We start from the raw sequence: 17727 nt of genomic DNA on the forward strand, positions 1-17727 counted from the left end.
AAAAAACGGCGCGGATATCCGCTGAAGGTGTTACAATAATGTTGTAAGATTTTTCAGCCCTACTCCAATCAGCGACTGATGCAGATAGGAGAGATTGACATGGCAGCAACTGCTGAAGCATTAAAGATTGCCGAAGACGCAATCAACGACCAAGGGTTCGTCACCGAAAAGGAGCTTGCAGACCTGAAGGACCGCGATTACGCGCGGGATCTGGCCGCAACCCTCACCAAGTCCCGGGAAAAGAAGCAGGAGGAAGGCTACATTTACGCCGAGCCCTTCGACTTCGCCGGTGGTGACATTGAAAACATCGTGTGGAACATGGACGTCATCAAGACCCGCGACGCGGCCAAGCAAAAGCTGGCCGACGACATGGGCCTGACGATGCCAACCGCCACCTTGTCAGACGTCGACAAAGTCGAGTTCTGACCTCAGTCAACCGGACCCGGGCCGCTGCCCGGGCCTTTTTTGACCCAATCGGCGATGCTCGCCAGAAAGCAGGTCCCCATGACCCCAGACGCATTCTTCGCCCAGGCCAAGCAGGCCGGGGCCATCACCCCAGACGCAACGCTTGAATCCGCCTACCAGTTCGGTCCCGACCCCCAAACCGCCAACGAATTGGCAGCGCTTGTGGTCAGCGGGCAAAAAACGGCGACCACCAGCGGCTTTGCGCTGTATCAGCTAGACCACGAGCCGCTGCCGGCAACCGGCGGGCTCGACATCATTTTGGACGGTACCGGCGAGCCGGTGGCGCTGACCGTGACCACCGCGGTCACGGTCCAGGCCTACGCCCAAATCGGCGCCGCCCACGCCGCGGCGGAAGGCGAAGGCGACGGTAGCCTGGCTTACTGGCGCCGGGTTCACGACGCCGTTTTCGCCGCCGAGTACCAGGCGGCCGGCTTATCCTTCGACCCGGCCACCGCACTGGTGGTGCTGGAGAACTTCCGCGTCATCTACCGCGGCTGAACCAGCCGCAACGCAAAAAGCGGTCGCCTCACCCTCCTATTCAAGGGGGTGTGAGGCGACCGCTTTTTGCGTTGGCGCCACCCGGATTCAGGTTGACGGCGGGACCCGCCTTTGCCTAGGCGCGGCTTGACTCATCCTGCAGCATCGCCACCACCAGTGCGTCTGGAATCACCCGGGCCGAATCACCAATCTGCTCGCCGCGGTCCAGCCGCTGGGCCAGGGCCAGCTTGTGCTGATGGATTACGGCCTCGGCGAAGGTGCGCGCCCAGCGCCCGTTGGCCTGCTCCGCCGGCGGCAGCTGCAAGTAGCGCTGCGACGCGACGGCCTTGAGTAGCTCGCGGTTGACCTGCCACTTTTGGCCGACGACGGCGACCACGATGTCACCGATTTCATCCGGCGTGTAGTCGGCGAATTCGATGGTCAAGGGAATCCGCGACCGCAGCCCCGGGTTGGCATCGAGAAAATGCGCCATCTCCTTGGTGTAGCCGGCAAAAATCGCGACGAACTGGTCGCGCTGGTTCTCAAGCGCCGTGATGAACGTCTCCACCACCTGCTGGCCGAAGTCGTTGCCGGATTGACCCTCCAGCGTCAGCTGGTAGGCCTCATCGACGAACAAGACCCCGCCGAGGGCGTCGCGAATCACCTTTTGCGTCTTGGCCTCGGACTGCCCGATGTAGCCGGCGACCAGGTCCGGCCGCGACACCTCGACCACCGTGGCGCGAGGCAAAATGCCGAGATTGTAGAACAGCTTGGCGATCAGCCGCGCCACCGTCGTCTTCCCGGTCCCGGGATTGCCGGCAAACACCATGTGGTAAGTCGGCTTGGCGGCATCGCCGAGGGTGTCGGCCAAAGCCGCATTGACCTTGACCTGCTGGACCAGATCGTGGACGAAGGCCTTGACCGCCGTCAGGCCGATCATGCCGTCCAGCTGGGCCAAGAGCTGCTCGGTGCTGTCGGCCTTGTCGCCGTCGTCGCCGCCGGTCAGCTCGCCAATATCCGCGTCGGTGATTGCATCGAACACGTCCGGGTGGTTCTTGGCGGCGATGCGAATCAGCTCCTCGTTTTGGTTGCGGACCCACCGCGCGTTGTCGTGGCTGACGTCGGCCTGGTAGGCCCTTTCAATCGCCTTTTCGTACAGGGCTTGGTTCAACTGAAACCCCTTGCGCTGCAGGTCCTGGGTCCCGATCTGGGCGATTTCGGCCGGGGCGTAATCCTCGAAGTTGAAGGTGTTGGGGGCCCGGCTGGCCAGGCCCGGGTTCATGCTCAGAAAATCATTCATCTCCTTAGTATAGCCGGCGAAGATGATCATCAGGTCGTCGCGGTGGTCCTCCATGTACTTGAGAATCGTGTCGACGGCCTCTTGCCCCCAGTTGGTGCCGCCTTCCTGGTACAGGCTGTAGGCCTCATCGACGAACAGCACCCCGCCTCGGGCCTCTTCGAGCTTCTGTTGGGTGTTGAGGGCGGTCCCCCCGATGACGTTGGCGACCAGGTCCTTGCGGCTGACCTCGACGTAATGCTCGGTCGGCAACACCCCCTCTTCGTACATCGCCCGGCCGACCAGCCGGGCCACCGTCGTCTTGCCGGTGCCTGGATTACCCAGAAAAAGCGAGTGCAGCGACTGGGAAACCGACTGAAAGCCCTGTTCCTCACGCAGCTTAGAGAACTGCGCGAGGTTCACGAACTGGGCGACTTCGTCCTTCACCTGTTCAAGCCCGATCATCGCGTTGAGCTCATCGATAGCGCGTGGCGCGTCGCCGGTGGCCGCGGCCGCGGTCTGGCCAGAGGCCGTGGCCTGGTCGCCTTGCGCGGCGTCGTCGGCCCGGTCATCCCCGTTCGCGTCACCTTCCTGATCATCCCCGCCTGCATCGCCGGCCTGGGCAGCTTCGCCGCCTTCTGCCTGCATCTGGCCCCATTCGGCGCCGGGGACGCTGGCCTCGGCCGTTGCATCGGGATACACGATGATCCGGTGGTCCGAATCAGCGTTGGTGGCCTGAACCGTCAACGCACTGTCCGTGACGTCGAGGTTGGCGACGCCTTCCTCGACGTTGAGATCCTCGATGGTCGCCGCACTTCCGTCCAAGAACCTCAGCGCCCAGCGATCCGAGGCCGCCGGAACCACATAGAGACTAGATGCCTGAAGCTCGGCGTGGGTCTGAAGGTAACTGAACCCGCTCAGTTGCGTCTCGGCGATTTCGATCTGTGATTGTGTAATCGCGACACCATGAACGTCGCACTGGGTCAGTGTGACATGCGAAGCTTCATCCACGTAGATGCCAAATTCCTCATCCTCGGCGTGTTCGATTTCACACGCCGTCAGGCTGAACGTCGCGCCTTCACCGTGCAGTGTCGGGTAATTGTACCGAAGCCCAATCACAACGCAGCGCGACAGCGTAACCGCGCCTCTAGCGGCAAAAATTGCGCCGGCCTCCTCACCGAAGCTTTCGAGCTGCAGGTTTTCAAGTGTCAGCTGTCCGTTTTGCTGCACGACCATCTGGGCCCGGATGATCACCTCCCCCGGGGCTTCGCCCAGCCCCTTGACCGTCAAAGACCGCGAGCCGATGTCGTAGCCGTTCGCCAGGTTGTACTCCCCGGGCTCGACGCAGACCACATCCCCCGCCTGGGCCGTGTTGAAGGCCTCTTCCAGCGATTTTTTGCCAAAGCCGCGGCCCACCGTAATTGCTCTTCTCATCTTGTCCCTCCTAATCGTTGAGCTTCTTGGCGACAATGAGCATGTAGATGAGCCCGATTGGCCCAATCACGATGCTGAGCGGAAACTTGATCAAGAAAAAGAGAAAGTACAGCCCGAACCGCAGCAGCTCCGAGCTGGTGTCGGCGGCCGGCTCCCCCTGGCCGTGACCGAAGAAGGCATCGGTGACGACGAAGCGATTGGCATGCATCGCCCGGCCGATTTCCTGCAGCACGGTGGTCGCAAACGGGTACAGCAAGACAGTGAGGACGATGAACCACACCGGCACCCGGACGTACCACAGCCAGGCGGCCCCCAGCACCGCATACACGTAGCGCGTGATCCAAAACAAGACCGGCTGCATGGTAAACAATCGCACCAAGACGTTGTCGGACTTGGTCGCCGGCCTGATTGCGCCACCGTTAGACGCAAGCCCCTTCTTTTTGGCGTCGGCCACTTCGAAGGCCTTCAAAATGGCCGCCGTGTCGGCGTTGCGCTTGGCCGCTCTTCGTTCGGCCTCCGCCGCCTGTTCGACCGCCTCCGCGGTCACCGTCGCGGCCATCGCCTCGCGGTTCTTGACCGCGGCCGCGGTAGCGGCATCGACCCCGAACTTGGGGTGTGAGCCGCGCTTGGGCGGCTGGTCTGCGGCGTCTTGCTTGGTGGATGACAGCGGCGCGGTATCCACGCCAAATTTTGGTTTACTCGACATAAGCGTTCCTCCCTTGTGAAAAATGGCGTAAAAAATAGCCAACCCCTGACCAGGCCTCACAAAATCGGAATCGCGTTACAAATATGCAACTCCGATGGTGATGAACCTGTTCAACTGATTAGCTAATCATTTTTTGAATATAAAATGAGTCGTTATAACGAGGTTAATGCTACCCCAATCCTCGGGAAAACTCAAGTGGGTTTCGCGGGGGCGAGCAAGAATCTGCCACCGCGAGAAACCCATCAGCCGGGCTGCGATGAGCAGCGCGAGTAGACGGATGCATCGCTTTCACCTGCCGCAAAAAGCAATGTCAGGCCACACCGAGTCGGCGGGTCGTACCGCATCGGCTTCACGATTGAATGAGTTGGCTTCAAGACGGATGAAGCGTTTGCGTTCTTCAACATGCCACATGAACTTGCCCTCATCGTTGTTTCCAATCTGCGCCGACTTGAACTGGTCAATCGATGCCTCAGATGCTGGTTCATCAAAAGAAGCCGGTCACGTACCCACACAATCGCCCATCCCCCGACAGGATGGGCGATTGTGTTAACCACGCACCAGCGCCACTGCCCATATGCGAGACACCCCCCTTCCAGTGCAACTCCTAAAGCCCCGCGGCTCCGCCGCCTCGGCGCTTCGCGCCGTAAGAATCTTGGGTGTTCCAGGAAGGGAGTGAAGCACATGCTCGACTTGATGTCAGTTTTGGGTAGCGTCTGGGGTAACGGTACCGGCACTCACAACTAAATTTTGACCTAGCTCGCCTTTATGGCGGGCTTCTTTTTCACTAACACAGGCAGTATGATATCTATATAAAAGCTAGGAGGGTGACAGATATGAACGGGCAGCAGTTGGGCGCGATTTTTAGACAATTTCGAGTCAATCACGGCGTTACGACCCAACAGGCGGCCGGCACTACGGGATCGGGTGCTACGATTTCACGTTTTGAGCATGGTGAAAACGATATTTCGACTGAAACGGCTGCTGCCCTCATGTACAACATCGGTATGGGGCCACGCGAGCTAGACGACCTGATCAGTGGCCCTGGTTATCGCTTTCCCGACCCAAGCGACTACGTAATTAAAGGGGATTCAGCCGGGCTACTCAGCCAAATCGAGCGCTACGCCGAAGTTCACCCGAATTTCATCGAATCTGGGCCGATGAAACTCATCCGCACTCTTATCCAAAACACGAACGGAACCTTTCTCACCAAATCAGTTGAGCAAGCTACCGCGGATGTATTGGCCTACCCGGCTCAGGCAGACATGCTTGAACTCACAGTTCTGCTCTACGCCTTGTCCCGCGCCAGCGTTGAACTCATCGCGTTAATCTGGCATCGCCTGATTGTTTTGCCGCTAGAGCAAATCGTCTGGGTTCAACCCTTCATCTGTTACACTGCACTCTTTGGCGTGTTGCGAGGCGGAAAGCCCCTGCGTGATGAGATCCGCACCGATTTGAGGGCACACATCAGCAATGCTAAAACTGAAGCTAGCTATCGCGTTGAGTATCCAATCGCGAAAATCACTTTAGCACTTGCGGATGGGCAAGAGGTTGAGCCTTACCTTAGCGCCTTGCAGGTTCTTGGTGCTAAGCTTCTCGCGAAATGGCTCCGCAAGACGATTAGGAATACCCAAAAGTCGTCGGCGACCCACAATCCGCAGCTAGTAGACAACGCCAAACCGGCATTACGGATTCAACCAGGTGAAAGCGTACTTTCGGGTCCAACCCTGAGTAAGATTCGAAAACAGCATGGCCAAACGATTGACGGCCTTAGCATTTCTTGGTCCAAAGCCGCGCAGTCACGTTTTGAGAACGGAAAATCGCAGCTCGGATTTCTTAAGACGCTACAGTTATTTGAGGCGCTTTGCATTCCGCTTACACTGCTTAATCGCGGCGGTGATTTGGTGAGCTCATATCGCCGCACCTATAACCAAGTCACCGGCCTAGCCCGTGAGGCCAAATCCAAGCAGTACACCCGCGACTTCCTGTTGAAAGCTGTCAGAGATTTCGTGAAGGAAAACCAGGCCACTCCGGCCGGCCTGCTTCGACTACAAGAGCGTTCCCTCATTAGCTCACTAGTCGGAATGGCAACTGACCTTTTTCCATACGATGACCCACTCAACCGCGGCCTGACTGCTGAAGAATCCGTAGCAGTAGTTGACTACTATGCTGGTCAAACGGATATTTCTGTCGGCGATCTTGGGCTCTCACTTCACGCACTTGAAATTCTCAATCAGGACCAGCTTCCGGAAATGACCGAGGCCATATTTAAGCATCTTCGACACGGATCGAAAGCGTGGGAGTTGTGCGTTGAAGAATCAGACACCTTCATGTGTGGCCCAGTCTACTTTCAAAACGAAAGTCTGATTACGCGAGTCGCCGAATACTTCAAAGACACCGGCAAATTTGCAGAATACAATTGGAATGTACAAGCCGCTGTCACACAGGTCGAACTCATGGCCAAAGCGTTCCGACATGACACGGCAGAGACACGTGCGGCCGTCGCCGCCTTCAACAAAGCAAGGGCACTGATAATGCCACAGCCAAACAACGCCTTTGAACCAGCGCATTGGATGCTGTTTGCACTTGATAAAGACTACGCGCACTTCAAGTAGCCCCATCGGCCCCCCAAACCGACGGCCTTCAGTCGGCAACACTTCAGTTGCACCGCAACCAGCCATTCACGGCCGTTGTACTGCCCTAGCTTCTGGCTCCCACACAAGGCGCTAAAAGCCCTAATCGAACCTAAAAATCTATCTTGTCACCGCAATTCGTAACCGGGCGATCACGGCCACCAACGGTATTCATGGTTCAGCTCCGAAAAAAGGCTACAAATCGAGTAATTGGCTAACCAACGCCGACACAGCTGTATTTTCACTAATTCCTTGTCTGAGAAAAAAGAGCCCCATCACCTGCACATTTTTCAAGTGGGTATTGGTGCCAGCCCTGGGCAAGCGGGAGCGAATGATGATTATTTCAGAAAAGCACAGGTAATTCGCTTACGATTAACAATACAGTCGCCACAATTATTTACACTTGCAAGTGAGGACGTCATTATAGGCATGTAAGTACAAACAAAATAGCCCTTGCGCTCAAGGGCTATCCGTACGATTAACATGGCTCAGGTGGCTACCGCCAGCTCAATTCTCACTTGCCTTTGGTGTCATCCTCGTTCATCTTCAGAATGCTCATGAACGCCTCTTGCGGCACCTCGACGGAGCCGACTGCCTTCATGCGCTTCTTGCCGGCCTTTTGCTTCTCCAGCAGCTTGCGCTTACGGGTGATGTCGCCACCGTAGCACTTGGCCAAGACGTTCTTGCGGTAGGCCTTGACGGTGCTGCGGGCGATAATTTTGTTGCCGATGGCGGCCTGGATTGGGATCTCGAACTGCTGGCGCGGAATGGTTTCCTTCAGCTTGGCCACGATGGCGCGGCCGCGGTCGAAGGCGAAGTCCTTGTGAACAATCGTACTCAGCGCATCGACCGCGTCGCCGTTGAGCAGGATGTCCATCTTGACCAGGTCGGACTCGCGGTAGCCGGTGATCTCGTAGTCCAGGCTCGCGTACCCCTTGGTCGAGCTCTTGAGGTCGTCGAAAAAATCGTAGATGATTTCGGACAGCGGCAGGTTGTAAATCACGTTGACGCGGTACTTGTCGAGGTAATCCATGGTGACGAACTCGCCGCGCTTGCGCTGGGCAATCTCCATCACCGGCCCCACGTACTCGTTGGGTACCATGATGCTGGCCTTGACGAAGGGCTCTGCGATGCTGCGAATCTCGCTGGGCTCTGGCAGTTCGGCCGGGTTATCGATGGTGATCGTGCTGCCATCGGTCAGCTTGACCTGGTAATCCACGGAAGGCGCGGTCATGATCAGGTCCAGGTTGAACTCACGCTCGAGCCGCTCCTGTACCACGTCCATGTGCAACAGCCCCAAGAAGCCGCAGCGGAAGCCAAAACCCAGGGCTTGGGAGGTTTCCGGGGTGAACTCCAGCGCCGCATCGTTGAGCTGGAGCTTCTCAAGCGCCTCGCGCAAGTCGTTGAACCGCGCGTTGTCGACCGGGAACAGGCCGGAGTAGACCATCGGCGTGATTTTGCGAAACCCATCGAGGGCCTTGGTCGCCGGCCGGGCCGCCAGCGTCACGGTGTCGCCAACGCGGGTGTCTTGGATGGTCTTGATGCTGGCGGTGATGTAACCGACGTCGCCGACCATCAGGAAGTCCCGCGGCACGGCCTTGGGCGACATCACGCCGACCTCGGTCACGTCGAAGGTCTTGCCGTTGCTCATCAGCTGAATCGTGTCGCCGGGCCGCACCATCCCCTGCTTGATTCGCACCGCCAACACGACGCCGCGGTAAGAGTCGTAGACGGAATCGAAAATCAGGGCCTCAAGTGGCGCATCCAAGTCGCCGCTGGGGGCGGGAATGTCCGAGACGATGCGCTCCAGCACCTCCGGGATGCCCAGGCCGGTTTTGGCGCTGGTCAAAATCGCCTCGGAGGCGTCGAGGCCAATCATCTCCTCGATCTCTTCCTTCACCACGTCGGGCTGGGCGCTCGGCAGATCCACCTTGTTGATGATCGGCACGATTTCCAGGTCATCGTCCAGCGCCAGGTAGACGTTGGCCAGCGTCTGGGCCTCGACCCCTTGCGCCGCGTCGACCAGCAGCAGTGCCCCCTCACAGGCGGCCAGGCTGCGGCTGACCTCGTAGGAGAAGTCGACGTGCCCCGGAGTGTCGATCAGGTGAAAAATGTAGGTCTCGCCGTTTTGGGCCTTGTAGTGAAGCTCCACCGCGTTGAGCTTGATGGTGATGCCGCGCTCACGCTCAAGCGGCATGTCATCCAGCACCTGCGCCTGCATGTCGCGCTTGGCAATCGTGTCGGTCAACTCCAGAATGCGGTCGGCCAAAGTCGACTTGCCGTGATCGATGTGGGCCACAATCGAGAAGTTGCGGATGTGCTGCTGGCGATTCAATAACTCTGCTTTATCCAATGGGTTGCCTCTTTCTGAAAGTCACTACTCCTAGTATACCCGAACTGCGCCCGAATGCGCCACTGCCGTTGCCGGGTTGTTCGGTCTTCCAGTGGTGAGCCGGACCAGCGCTGCCTGATGCCGGTGGCCGTCGCCCGTGCAGGCGGCGATTGACGCTGGCGGTTACCGGCCGTGCTTCGACCAACCGTGGCCGGTGCCGAGGGACCGGCTCGCCGAGACGCAAAGGCGGCCCGCCCCCACCGGGACGGGCCGCCAAGCGGTCAGCCTTACTTCTTGAACGCGTCTCGCACTTTGTCGAAAAGCGAGCCTTCGTGCGGGGTGACATCCTCGCCGCTGGCGGCCGCAAAGGCCATCAGCGCATCTTTTTGCTTTTGGTTCAGGGATTTTGGCGTCTTGACCGTCACCGTGACGATCTGGTCGCCGATGCCGGCGCCTTGCAGGCGCGGTGCCCCCTTGCCCCGCAGGCGGAACTTGCTGTCCGTCTGGGTGCCGGCCGGAATCTTGAGCTCAACCGGGCCGTGAACCGTGTCGACCTTAATCGCATCCCCCAGCGCCGCCTGGGCGAAGCTGATCGACAGCTTCAGGTAGATGGTCGCGCCGTCGCGCTGATACTTAGAACTTGCGGCCACGCGGAACACGATGAACAAATCCCCGTAAGGCCCCCCGTTTTGACCGGCCTCGCCGGCCTCGCGCAGGCGCATCTGCTGGCCGTCCTCGACGCCGGCTGGGACGGTCACATCGATGGTGTGCCGCTCCTTTTGGTGGCCGGTGCCGTGGCAGTCCACGCACTTGTCCTTGATTTCCTTGCCGGTACCGTGGCAGACGTCGCAGACTTCACGGCTCATCATGGCCCCAAGCGGCGTGTTGCGCTGAACCTGGATGTAGCCGGAGCCGTGACACTTGCTGCAGGTCACGGGACTGGTGCCGGGCTTGGCGCCGGAGCCGCCACAGGTGTGACACACCGCATCGCGGTCGTAAGAAATCTTGGTGGTTTTGCCGAAAATCGCCTCGGTGAAGGTTAGGTCCATGCGGTACTGCAGGTCGGCGCCTTGGCGCGGCGCGTTCGGCGCCTGGCCGCCGCCGGCACCACCGAAGAACTGGCTGAAGATGTCGTCGAAGCCGCCGAAACCCTGGCTGGAGAAGCCCTGACCGCCGCCGAAGCCTTGGCCACCGCCGAAGCCCTGGGGACCGTCGGCCGAGCCGTACTGATCGAAGGCCGCGCGCTTTTGGGGATCGGACAGGACCTGGTAGGCCTCGTTGATTTCCTTGAATTTCTGTTCCGCACCGGGCTCGTGGTTGATGTCCGGGTGGTACTTCTTCGACAACTGGCGAAAGGCCCGCTTGATGGTCGCGTCGTCCGCATCGCGGCTGACGCCCAGAATGTCGTAATAATCTTTCTCTGCCATATTGTCTCCTTTGAGCGGCGCGTGGCGAAGCCGACGCGCGGAAAGTCCTTTCAGGATAGCACAATCTCAATCAAAAAGCCAAAGCCGCCTGGGCTTCGGCTTTTCAACGGAACTGCTGGGCTTACTTCTTGTCGACGTCCTTGTACTCGCCGTCGATGGTGTCGTCTGAGTCACCCTTCTTGTCGTCGGTGGCCTGCGTCGCATCACCGGTCGGGTTGCCTTGGGCACCGGCCGCCTGCTGCGCCTTTTGGGCTTCTTCGTACATCTTGACGGTCATGTCTTGGACGATCTTGTTCAGGTCGTCGCGCTTGGCCTTCATGTCTTCGATGTTGTTTTCTTGCTGGGCCTTCTTCAGGGCTTCCTTGGCGTCCTCAGCCTTCTTGATCTCGTCGTCGGAGACCTTGCCCTTGAGTTCCTTCAGGGTCTTATCCGTCTGGAACAGGAGCTGGTCGACGTCGTTTTTGAGGTCGACTTCTTCCTTGCGCTTGGAGTCGGCTTCCTCGTTCTCCTTGGCTTCCTTCATCATGCGATCGATTTCGTCATCGGACAGGCCTGACGAGCTCTTGATTGTGATGTTTTGGGACTTGCCGGTGCCGAGGTCCTTGGCGGAAACCTGCACGATGCCGTTCTTGTCGATGTCGAACTTGACTTCGATCTGAGGAACGCCACGTGGGGCAGCCGGGATGTCGGTGAGCTGGAAGCGGCCCAAAGTCTTGTTATCCGCGGCCATCGGGCGTTCGCCCTGCAGCACGTGGATGTCAACAGCCGGCTGGTTATCGGCGGCCGTCGAGAAGACCTGGCTCTTGGAGGTTGGGATCGTCGTGTTGCGATCGATCAGCTTGGTGAACACACCGCCCATGGTTTCAATCCCCAAAGACAGCGGGGTGACATCGAGCAGCACCACGTCCTTGACGTCACCGGAGATGACCCCGCCTTGGATGGCAGCGCCGAGCGCAACGGCCTCGTCTGGGTTAATGCTGTGGTCCGGCTCCTTGCCGGTCCAGGACTTCACGGCGTCTTGAACGGCCGGAATGCGGGTGGAGCCACCGTTCAAAATCACCTTGTCCAAGTCGGCGGCGGTCAGGCCGGCATCGCGCAAGGCGTTGTCAACCGGCACCTTGGTCTTTTGAACCAGGTCTTCAGTCATTTGGTCGAACTGGGCACGGGTCAGCGTCCGCTCCAGGTGCAGCGGGCCGTTGGCGCCGGCGGAGATGAATGGCAGGGAAATCTGCGTGGAGGAAACGCCGGACAGGTCCTTTTTGGCCTTTTCGGCGGCGTCCTTCAGGCGCTGCATCGCCATCTTGTCCTTGGCCAGGTCGATGCCGTTTTCGGCCTTGAACTCGCTGACCAGCCAGTCGATGATCTTGTTATCGAAGTCATCGCCGCCCAGCTGCGTGTCACCGTTGGTCGACAGCACTTCGAACACGCCGTCGCCCAACTGCAGGATGGAGACATCGAAGGTCCCACCGCCGAGGTCGTAAACCAGGACTTTTTCTTCCTTATCGGTCTTGTCCAGGCCGTAAGCCAGACTCGAGGCGGTCGGTTCGTTGACGATCCGCGACACGTTCAGGCCGGCGATCTTACCGGCGTCTTTGGTCGCCTGGCGCTGGGAGTCATTGAAGTAGGCCGGCACGGTGATGACCGCATCCGTCACGTCTTCGCCCAGGTAATCCTCGGCGAACTTCTTGATGTACTGCAGAATCATCCCGGAAATTTCCTGCGGGGTGTATTCCTTGTCGCCGACCTTGACCTTGTAGCCGGCCTCGCCCATGTGACGCTTGATGGAGATGATGGTGTCTGGGTTGGTGATGGCCTGGCGCTTGGCGACTTCGCCGACTTGGATTTCGCCGTCCTTGAAGGCGACAACGGAAGGCGTGGTGCGGTTGCCTTCTGGGTTGGTGATGATCTTCGGCTCGCCGCCTTCAAGCACGGCGACGGCGGAGTTGGTGGTCCCTAAGTCAATCCCGATAACTTTACTCATAGTAGTATCCCTTCTCTTTACGATTTAGATTCAGTGTTAATTGGCCACGACGACCATGGCCGGCCGCAACACGCGGTCCTTGAGCATGTAGCCCTTTTGCAGGACCTGAACGACACTGTCTTTGGGGTGGTCGTCATCCGCCGGTACGGTTTGAACCGCCTGGTGCAGCGTCGGGTCGAACTTGGCGCTGGCATCGATTTCGGTCACCGCGTTGTCCTTCAAGGCGGTTTCGAGGTGGCTGTACACCATCTCGACGCCCTTCTTCAGCGACTGCGCGGAATCCGCATCGACCGGCGTCTGCAAGGCGCGTTCGAGGTTGTCAAGCACCGGCAAAACCGCGGCGGCGAGCTTTTGGCCGTCGTACTTCAGCAGCTGGGCTCGTTCCTTTTTGAAGCGGTTGTTCATGTTGCTGATCTCGGCGGCGGCCCGCAGGTACTTGTCTTCGAGCTCGTCTCGCTCCTTTTGAAGCGCCGGCACGTCGATGGCATCTTCTTTCACCTGGGCGTCCAGGTCAGCGGCCATCTCGGCGGCAATTTCTTCCTTCAAGGACTGCTTGGGCGCCGCGTCGGGCTGGGCCTGCTTTTCAGTAGGCTGCGTCTCTTTCTCCTTTTTCGTCATGGGAGCCTCCTTGTCATTGATCAAAATGCGTGTAGTAGTTGGTCAACCGCTTGGCCAGCTCCTCACGAAAGGCTGACAGCAGACCGATCATCTTGGAATACGGCATCTGAGTCGGCCCGATTAAAGCGATCATCCCGGTGCCGTGCTCGCCGACGCTGTACTTGGCCGTGATGACGCTCAGGTTAGCCAAGACGTCCGGCGTCAGCTCGGCCCCCAGGCGAACCTGCAGATCGGCCGCGGTGCTCGGGTTGAGCAGCCGGTTGATGTCGCCTTGCTCCGAGTCGATCATGCCCAAAAGCTGCTTGAGCTGCCCAGCATCCGCATCGCCGACGTAATCCATCAGGTTCAGCCGGCCACCGACGAAGAATCGCTCGGCCGCCGCCTTTTGCAAGACGTTGCCGAAAATGTCCAAGAAGCCATCGGCGGAGGTCATGTACTTGAACAGCACCGCCGGCACATCGGTTTGCAACTTTTGCGCAACTGCCCCGAGCGGCAGGCCGACCAGCTGATCGTTGATGATGCGGATCGCCTTTTCGACCTCGTCGGGGTCAACCTCCGGCGGCAGCGTGAACAACTGGTTCTCCACGTTACCGTTGCTGGTGACAAGAATCGCCATCACCTGGTGGTTGCCCAGCGGCACCAGCCGAAAGCCCGTCAGGCGAATGTTCGTCACCTCGGGACCAAGGCTGATGGCGGTGTAGCTGGTCAGATTGGACAGGATCCGGGCGCTTTGGGCCACAATCTCGTCAATCTTGTAAAAATGACCGCCGAACCCCTGCTGAATCGCAGCGATTTCGTTAGGCGTCGCTTGTGCCGGCTCCACCAGGTTGTCCAGGTAATAGCGGTAGCCCTTCGTCGAGGGGACGCGGCCGGAGCTGCTGTGTGTCTTTGTAATCAATCCCTGCTCTTCCAAGGCCGCCATGTCGTTGCGGATCGTCGCCGAGCTGACGTGAATCGGTAATTCCGTCATCAAGGTTTTAGAACCCACAGGCTGACCACTTTCCGTGAATAGCCGAATGATTTCCTTTAAGACGAGCAGTTGGCGTTTCGTCAACATATTGCCACCTCTTTTTAGCACTGCAAAGCAATGAGTGCTAACACAATTACTAATATAGCAACCGCCCTTAGCAAAGTCAACCCCGGGTTGCTAAATCAGCCCTGCGCCCGAGTCGCTACACCAGCGGATCATCCAACAGGAACTGCTGGAACACCTCATTGCCCAAAAACATGCCTTGGTTGGTCAGGCTCAGACTCCCGGCGACCTCCTTGAGCAACTGCTGTTCCTTGAGCTGGTCGATCAGACCCCCGTAGACGTCTTCGATCTGCATGTGGTAACGATCCGCGAAGCGCTTGCGGCTGACCCCCGCCCGGGTGCGAAGGCCTAGGAACATTTCCTCTTCAATCTGCTCTTCAAGCGGCACCAAGTGGTGTTCGATCACCGGCACCTTGTTGGCCTCAAGCGGCGCCAGGTACTGTTGAATCGGGCCGAAATTGTGGTAGCGGTCGCGACCCAGGTAGCCGAACGCACCGGCGCCAAAGCCGAAGTACTTGTCGTTTTGCCAGTACAGCAGGTTGTGTTCGCACTGGTAGCCGGGCTTGGCGAAGTTGGAGATCTCGTACTGATCGCGGCCGTTGGCACGCATCAGGTCAATGGCGTCTTGGTACATGTCGGCCTCGACGTCTTGGCTGGGCAGCTGCAGCCGCCCCTTGCGCATCAGGTTGTAAAAAATCGTCTTCTTCTCAAGAATCAGTGAATAAGTCGAGTAGTGCGGCAGATCTAGCGCCAGCGCCTCGTGGAGGCTGTGCAGGAAGTTTTCGCGGCTTTGCCCGGGCAGCCGGAAGATTAGGTCGATGGACAGGTTATCAAATCCGACCTGCCGGGCGTTTTCGATGGCCCGATACACGTCTTGGGCCTTGTGGGTGCGGCCGATGCGCTTGAGAATCTGGTCATCAAAGGACTGCACCCCGATCGACAGCCGGTTGACCCCGTGGTCGCGCATCACCTGCAGCTTGTCCAGCGTCAGCAAGTCGTTGGGGTTGGCCTCAACGGTGAACTCCCCTTGCGTGAAGTGCAAAACCTCTCGCACCCCGGTGAGGAGCCGATCCAGCTGCTGGGCCGAAAGCGCCGTCGGGGTGCCACCGCCGATGTACACGGTTTGAATCGCGTCTTTGGCGTGAGCGGCCATCACCAGCCGCATCTCTCGCAACAGCATATCCAAGTACGTGTCGACCGGCTGGCCCTCGATGAACACCTTGTTGAAGTCGCAGTAGTAGCAGATGTGATCGCAAAACGGGATGTGAATGTATGCGCCGGCCATCAGTTCCTATGCTCCTTGAGGTAGGCATCGGATTCCGCCTGGTCGTGCTGCAGTTGCGCAATCAGCCCGGCGGCCCCGTCAAACTTGACCTCGCCGCGCAGGTAATGCAACCACTCGACCTGGGTGGCCTCACCGTAGATGTCTTCACTGAAGTCAAACAGGTTGATCTCAAGCGTCACCGGTCGCCCGGCGCCGAAGGTCACGTTGCGGCCCACCGAGGCCATCCCCGGCACCCAGTCGCCGCGAACCAGTACCCGCACCACGTAGATGCCGATGCCCGGCAGGCGTTCGGCCGCCGGCGTGTCGATGTTGGCGGTCGGAAAACCGAGCGTCCGTCCCCGGGCCTCGCCGTGAACCACCGGCCCCGAGGTGCGGTAGGCATAACCCAGCAGGCGGTTGGCCAAGTCGACATCGCCTGCGTCAAGCGCCGCGCGGATGCGCGTCGATGAGATTTTCTGCCCGTCCTGCAGGGCCTCGGGCACCGTCACCACAGCGAAGCGTGCGGCCGCGTAGCCGGGCAGCTTGGTCATGTTGGCCACCGCTCGCTTGCCGTAGGTGTAGTCAAACCCGGCCACGACCACCGCGGCGTTGAGCCCCACCAGGTACTGATCGACAAAGGCCTGCGGGGCAAGCGCCGCAAACTCGGGCGTGAAGTGGACAAAGTACAGCAGATCTACCCCGCAGTCGGCCATCAAGGCCTCCTTGCGCGGCCGTGGCGACAGGTAGCGAACGCTTGCGGCCGGCACTCCGCGGTAAATCACCGCAGGGTGAACATCGAAGGTCATCACGGCCAAGTCCAGGCCGCGGCGATCGGCCTCCTGCCTGGCCCGGCGCAGCACCGCCTGGTGACCCAGGTGAACCCCATCAAAGAAGCCCAGAGCCAACACCACCGGTGCCTGGGGCCGCAGCGCCGCGTCAAGCGGCGGTAAAATATCAAAGACTTTCATTCATCGTATCCCCGTTCATCCAAACATTGGCCAAAAACATCACATCCGGGCGGTACAGCTCGCCGACCCGGTGGTAAATCGCCTTGAGCGTGGCACCTTGCATCAGGGCCAGCTGCGGCGCGGTTTGGCTCAGCACGAGCGCCTTGCCGTTTTGCACGTCTCCCCACTGCGCCGCCGTCAGGCTGACTTGCGGCACCGTTGGGTAGGCGTACTCGATCGGCCGCAGGTGAGCCTGGGCCGCCTCAGGGGCGGTCTCTCGCGATAGCTCACGCAGATCAAGCGTCTGCGCCAGCGTGAAGCCGCCGCTTTGGGTGCGGGTGAGCTGGCTCATCACCGCCGGCAACCCCAGCACCTGACCGACATCCACGGCAAGCGTCCGAATGTAAGTGCCCTTGCTGACAGTGGCCGTGAAGGTGAAGCTCACGGTGCCGGCCACTTCGTCGAACACCGGGGCCGCGGTCCGGGTGAACGCGTAGACATGGGCCGCGCGGCGCGGCCGCTCGACGTGCTCGCCGTGTCGCGCGTAGTCGTACAGGCGCCGCCCATTGACCTTGACCGCCGAGTACATCGGCGGAATCTGCACGATGTCACCGGTCAGGCTCGCCATGGCCGCATCGATGGCGGCCACGTCAAGCGGCGCAGTCAGGCGCTGCCGGGCGATCTCGGCCCCGTCGAGGTCCTCGGTTTCGGTTGCGACCCCAAGCAAAACCGAACCGGTGTAGGTCTTGCCCAGTGCCATCAGCGCCGGGACCGCCTTGGTGGCCGCCCCAAGCGCAATCGGCAACACGCCATCGACGCTCGGGTCCAAGGTTCCGGAGTGGCCGATCCGCCTCATCTGTAGCAGGTACCGCAGCTTGCTGACCACGTCTGCAGAGGTCATGCCGCTGGGTTTGTATACTGGCAAAATGCCGTCCATATCATTGCTCCCATCCGGGTCGCCGTGCGACCGCATTCAGTCTATTATACCGTGCCGCGGCCAACGGGCCAAGGGTGCCTGGGCCGCCAGTCCGGCGAGCGGCCGCTGGACCGCAACGGGGATTGACCGCTGGCCGCCGTCGGTGTTCGATCGCACGACCCGCGGCCGCCGACTTTGCCCCCACCACTGCTTCGCCAGGC

At 59.7% G+C, this 17727-nt stretch carries 13 protein-coding genes; 3 read left to right on the plus strand and 10 right to left on the minus strand.

Going from position 1 to position 17727, the window contains the following annotated elements:
* Positions 1-99 precede the first annotated feature (99 nt).
* Positions 100-426 (plus strand): hypothetical protein, encoded by a 327-nt coding sequence (locus ACYVRZ_RS01730; RefSeq protein ID WP_461224254.1) that lies wholly within the window; start codon positions 100-102, stop codon positions 424-426.
* A gap of 78 nt (positions 427-504) precedes the next feature.
* The gene (locus ACYVRZ_RS01735) at positions 505-963 is read left to right on the plus strand and encodes an ASCH domain-containing protein (RefSeq protein WP_461224256.1); all 459 of its coding nucleotides are present in this window, start codon (positions 505-507) and stop codon (positions 961-963) included.
* 115 nt (positions 964-1078) lie between these two features.
* Here the strand turns inward: ACYVRZ_RS01735 and ACYVRZ_RS01740 are convergent, their stop codons facing one another.
* Positions 1079-3652 (minus strand): AAA family ATPase, encoded by a 2574-nt coding sequence (locus ACYVRZ_RS01740; protein WP_461224257.1) that lies wholly within the window; start codon positions 3650-3652, stop codon positions 1079-1081.
* Between the two features lie 10 nt (positions 3653-3662).
* Complete coding sequence (locus ACYVRZ_RS01745) at positions 3663-4358, minus strand: hypothetical protein (protein WP_461224259.1); 696 nt, start codon at positions 4356-4358, stop codon at positions 3663-3665.
* An 833-nt stretch (positions 4359-5191) separates the two neighbouring features.
* On the opposite strand from ACYVRZ_RS01745, the gene ACYVRZ_RS01750 reads away from it, so the two are divergent.
* Complete coding sequence (locus tag ACYVRZ_RS01750; protein ID WP_461224261.1) at positions 5192-6970, plus strand: helix-turn-helix domain-containing protein; 1779 nt, start codon at positions 5192-5194, stop codon at positions 6968-6970.
* Between the two features lie 532 nt (positions 6971-7502).
* Here ACYVRZ_RS01750 and lepA read toward each other — a convergent pair.
* The 8 genes from lepA to truB form a co-directional block, all read right to left on the minus strand.
* Positions 7503-9341, minus strand: a complete 1839-nt coding sequence (gene lepA / locus ACYVRZ_RS01755) for a translation elongation factor 4 (protein ID WP_461224263.1) — start codon at positions 9339-9341, stop codon at positions 7503-7505.
* Positions 9342-9607: 266 nt separating this feature from the next.
* Entirely contained in the window at positions 9608-10747 is a 1140-nt protein-coding gene (dnaJ, locus tag ACYVRZ_RS01760) for a molecular chaperone DnaJ (protein WP_461224265.1), read from the minus strand.
* 121 nt (positions 10748-10868) lie between these two features.
* Complete coding sequence (dnaK, locus tag ACYVRZ_RS01765; protein WP_461224267.1) at positions 10869-12728, minus strand: molecular chaperone DnaK; 1860 nt, start codon at positions 12726-12728, stop codon at positions 10869-10871.
* Between the two features lie 36 nt (positions 12729-12764).
* Entirely contained in the window at positions 12765-13346 is a 582-nt protein-coding gene (gene grpE / locus ACYVRZ_RS01770) for a nucleotide exchange factor GrpE (RefSeq protein WP_461224269.1), read from the minus strand.
* Between the two features lie 13 nt (positions 13347-13359).
* The gene (gene hrcA / locus ACYVRZ_RS01775; protein WP_461224271.1) at positions 13360-14403 is read right to left on the minus strand and encodes a heat-inducible transcriptional repressor HrcA; all 1044 of its coding nucleotides are present in this window, start codon (positions 14401-14403) and stop codon (positions 13360-13362) included.
* Positions 14404-14518: 115 nt separating this feature from the next.
* On the minus strand, positions 14519-15664 hold the full coding sequence (gene hemW, locus ACYVRZ_RS01780) for a radical SAM family heme chaperone HemW (protein WP_461224273.1): 1146 nt from the start codon (positions 15662-15664) through the stop codon (positions 14519-14521).
* Positions 15664-16611: a riboflavin biosynthesis protein RibF gene (gene ribF, locus ACYVRZ_RS01785; RefSeq protein WP_461224275.1), complete on the minus strand. Its 948-nt coding sequence runs from the start codon at positions 16609-16611 to the stop codon at positions 15664-15666. The genes hemW and ribF overlap by 1 nt, the downstream gene beginning before the upstream one ends.
* A complete protein-coding gene (gene truB / locus ACYVRZ_RS01790; RefSeq protein ID WP_461224276.1) occupies positions 16598-17527 on the minus strand; it encodes a tRNA pseudouridine(55) synthase TruB in 930 nt (309 codons plus the stop codon). Before truB ends, ribF begins: the two co-directional genes overlap by 14 nt.
* Between the last annotated feature and the right edge of the window lie 200 nt (positions 17528-17727).

The sequence above is a fragment of the Lacticaseibacillus suihuaensis genome, from assembly GCF_054785075.1.

Excerpts from the sequence above, each read along its gene's own strand:
- ACYVRZ_RS01730 (WP_461224254.1), top strand. The coding sequence starts at position 100 with ATGGCAGCAACTGCTGAAGCATTAAAGATTGCCGAAGACGCAATCAAC.
- ACYVRZ_RS01735 (WP_461224256.1), top strand. The coding sequence starts at position 505 with ATGACCCCAGACGCATTCTTCGCCCAGGCCAAGCAGGCCGGGGCCATC.
- ACYVRZ_RS01740 (WP_461224257.1), bottom strand. The coding sequence starts at position 3,652 with ATGAGAAGAGCAATTACGGTGGGCCGCGGCTTTGGCAAAAAATCGCTG.
- ACYVRZ_RS01745 (WP_461224259.1), bottom strand. The coding sequence starts at position 4,358 with ATGTCGAGTAAACCAAAATTTGGCGTGGATACCGCGCCGCTGTCATCC.
- ACYVRZ_RS01750 (WP_461224261.1), top strand. The coding sequence starts at position 5,192 with ATGAACGGGCAGCAGTTGGGCGCGATTTTTAGACAATTTCGAGTCAAT.
- dnaJ (WP_461224265.1), bottom strand. The coding sequence starts at position 10,747 with ATGGCAGAGAAAGATTATTACGACATTCTGGGCGTCAGCCGCGATGCG.
- dnaK (WP_461224267.1), bottom strand. The coding sequence starts at position 12,728 with ATGAGTAAAGTTATCGGGATTGACTTAGGGACCACCAACTCCGCCGTC.
- grpE (WP_461224269.1), bottom strand. The coding sequence starts at position 13,346 with ATGACGAAAAAGGAGAAAGAGACGCAGCCTACTGAAAAGCAGGCCCAG.
- hrcA (WP_461224271.1), bottom strand. The coding sequence starts at position 14,403 with ATGTTGACGAAACGCCAACTGCTCGTCTTAAAGGAAATCATTCGGCTA.
- hemW (WP_461224273.1), bottom strand. The coding sequence starts at position 15,664 with ATGGCCGGCGCATACATTCACATCCCGTTTTGCGATCACATCTGCTAC.
- ribF (WP_461224275.1), bottom strand. The coding sequence starts at position 16,611 with ATGAAAGTCTTTGATATTTTACCGCCGCTTGACGCGGCGCTGCGGCCC.
- truB (WP_461224276.1), bottom strand. The coding sequence starts at position 17,527 with ATGGACGGCATTTTGCCAGTATACAAACCCAGCGGCATGACCTCTGCA.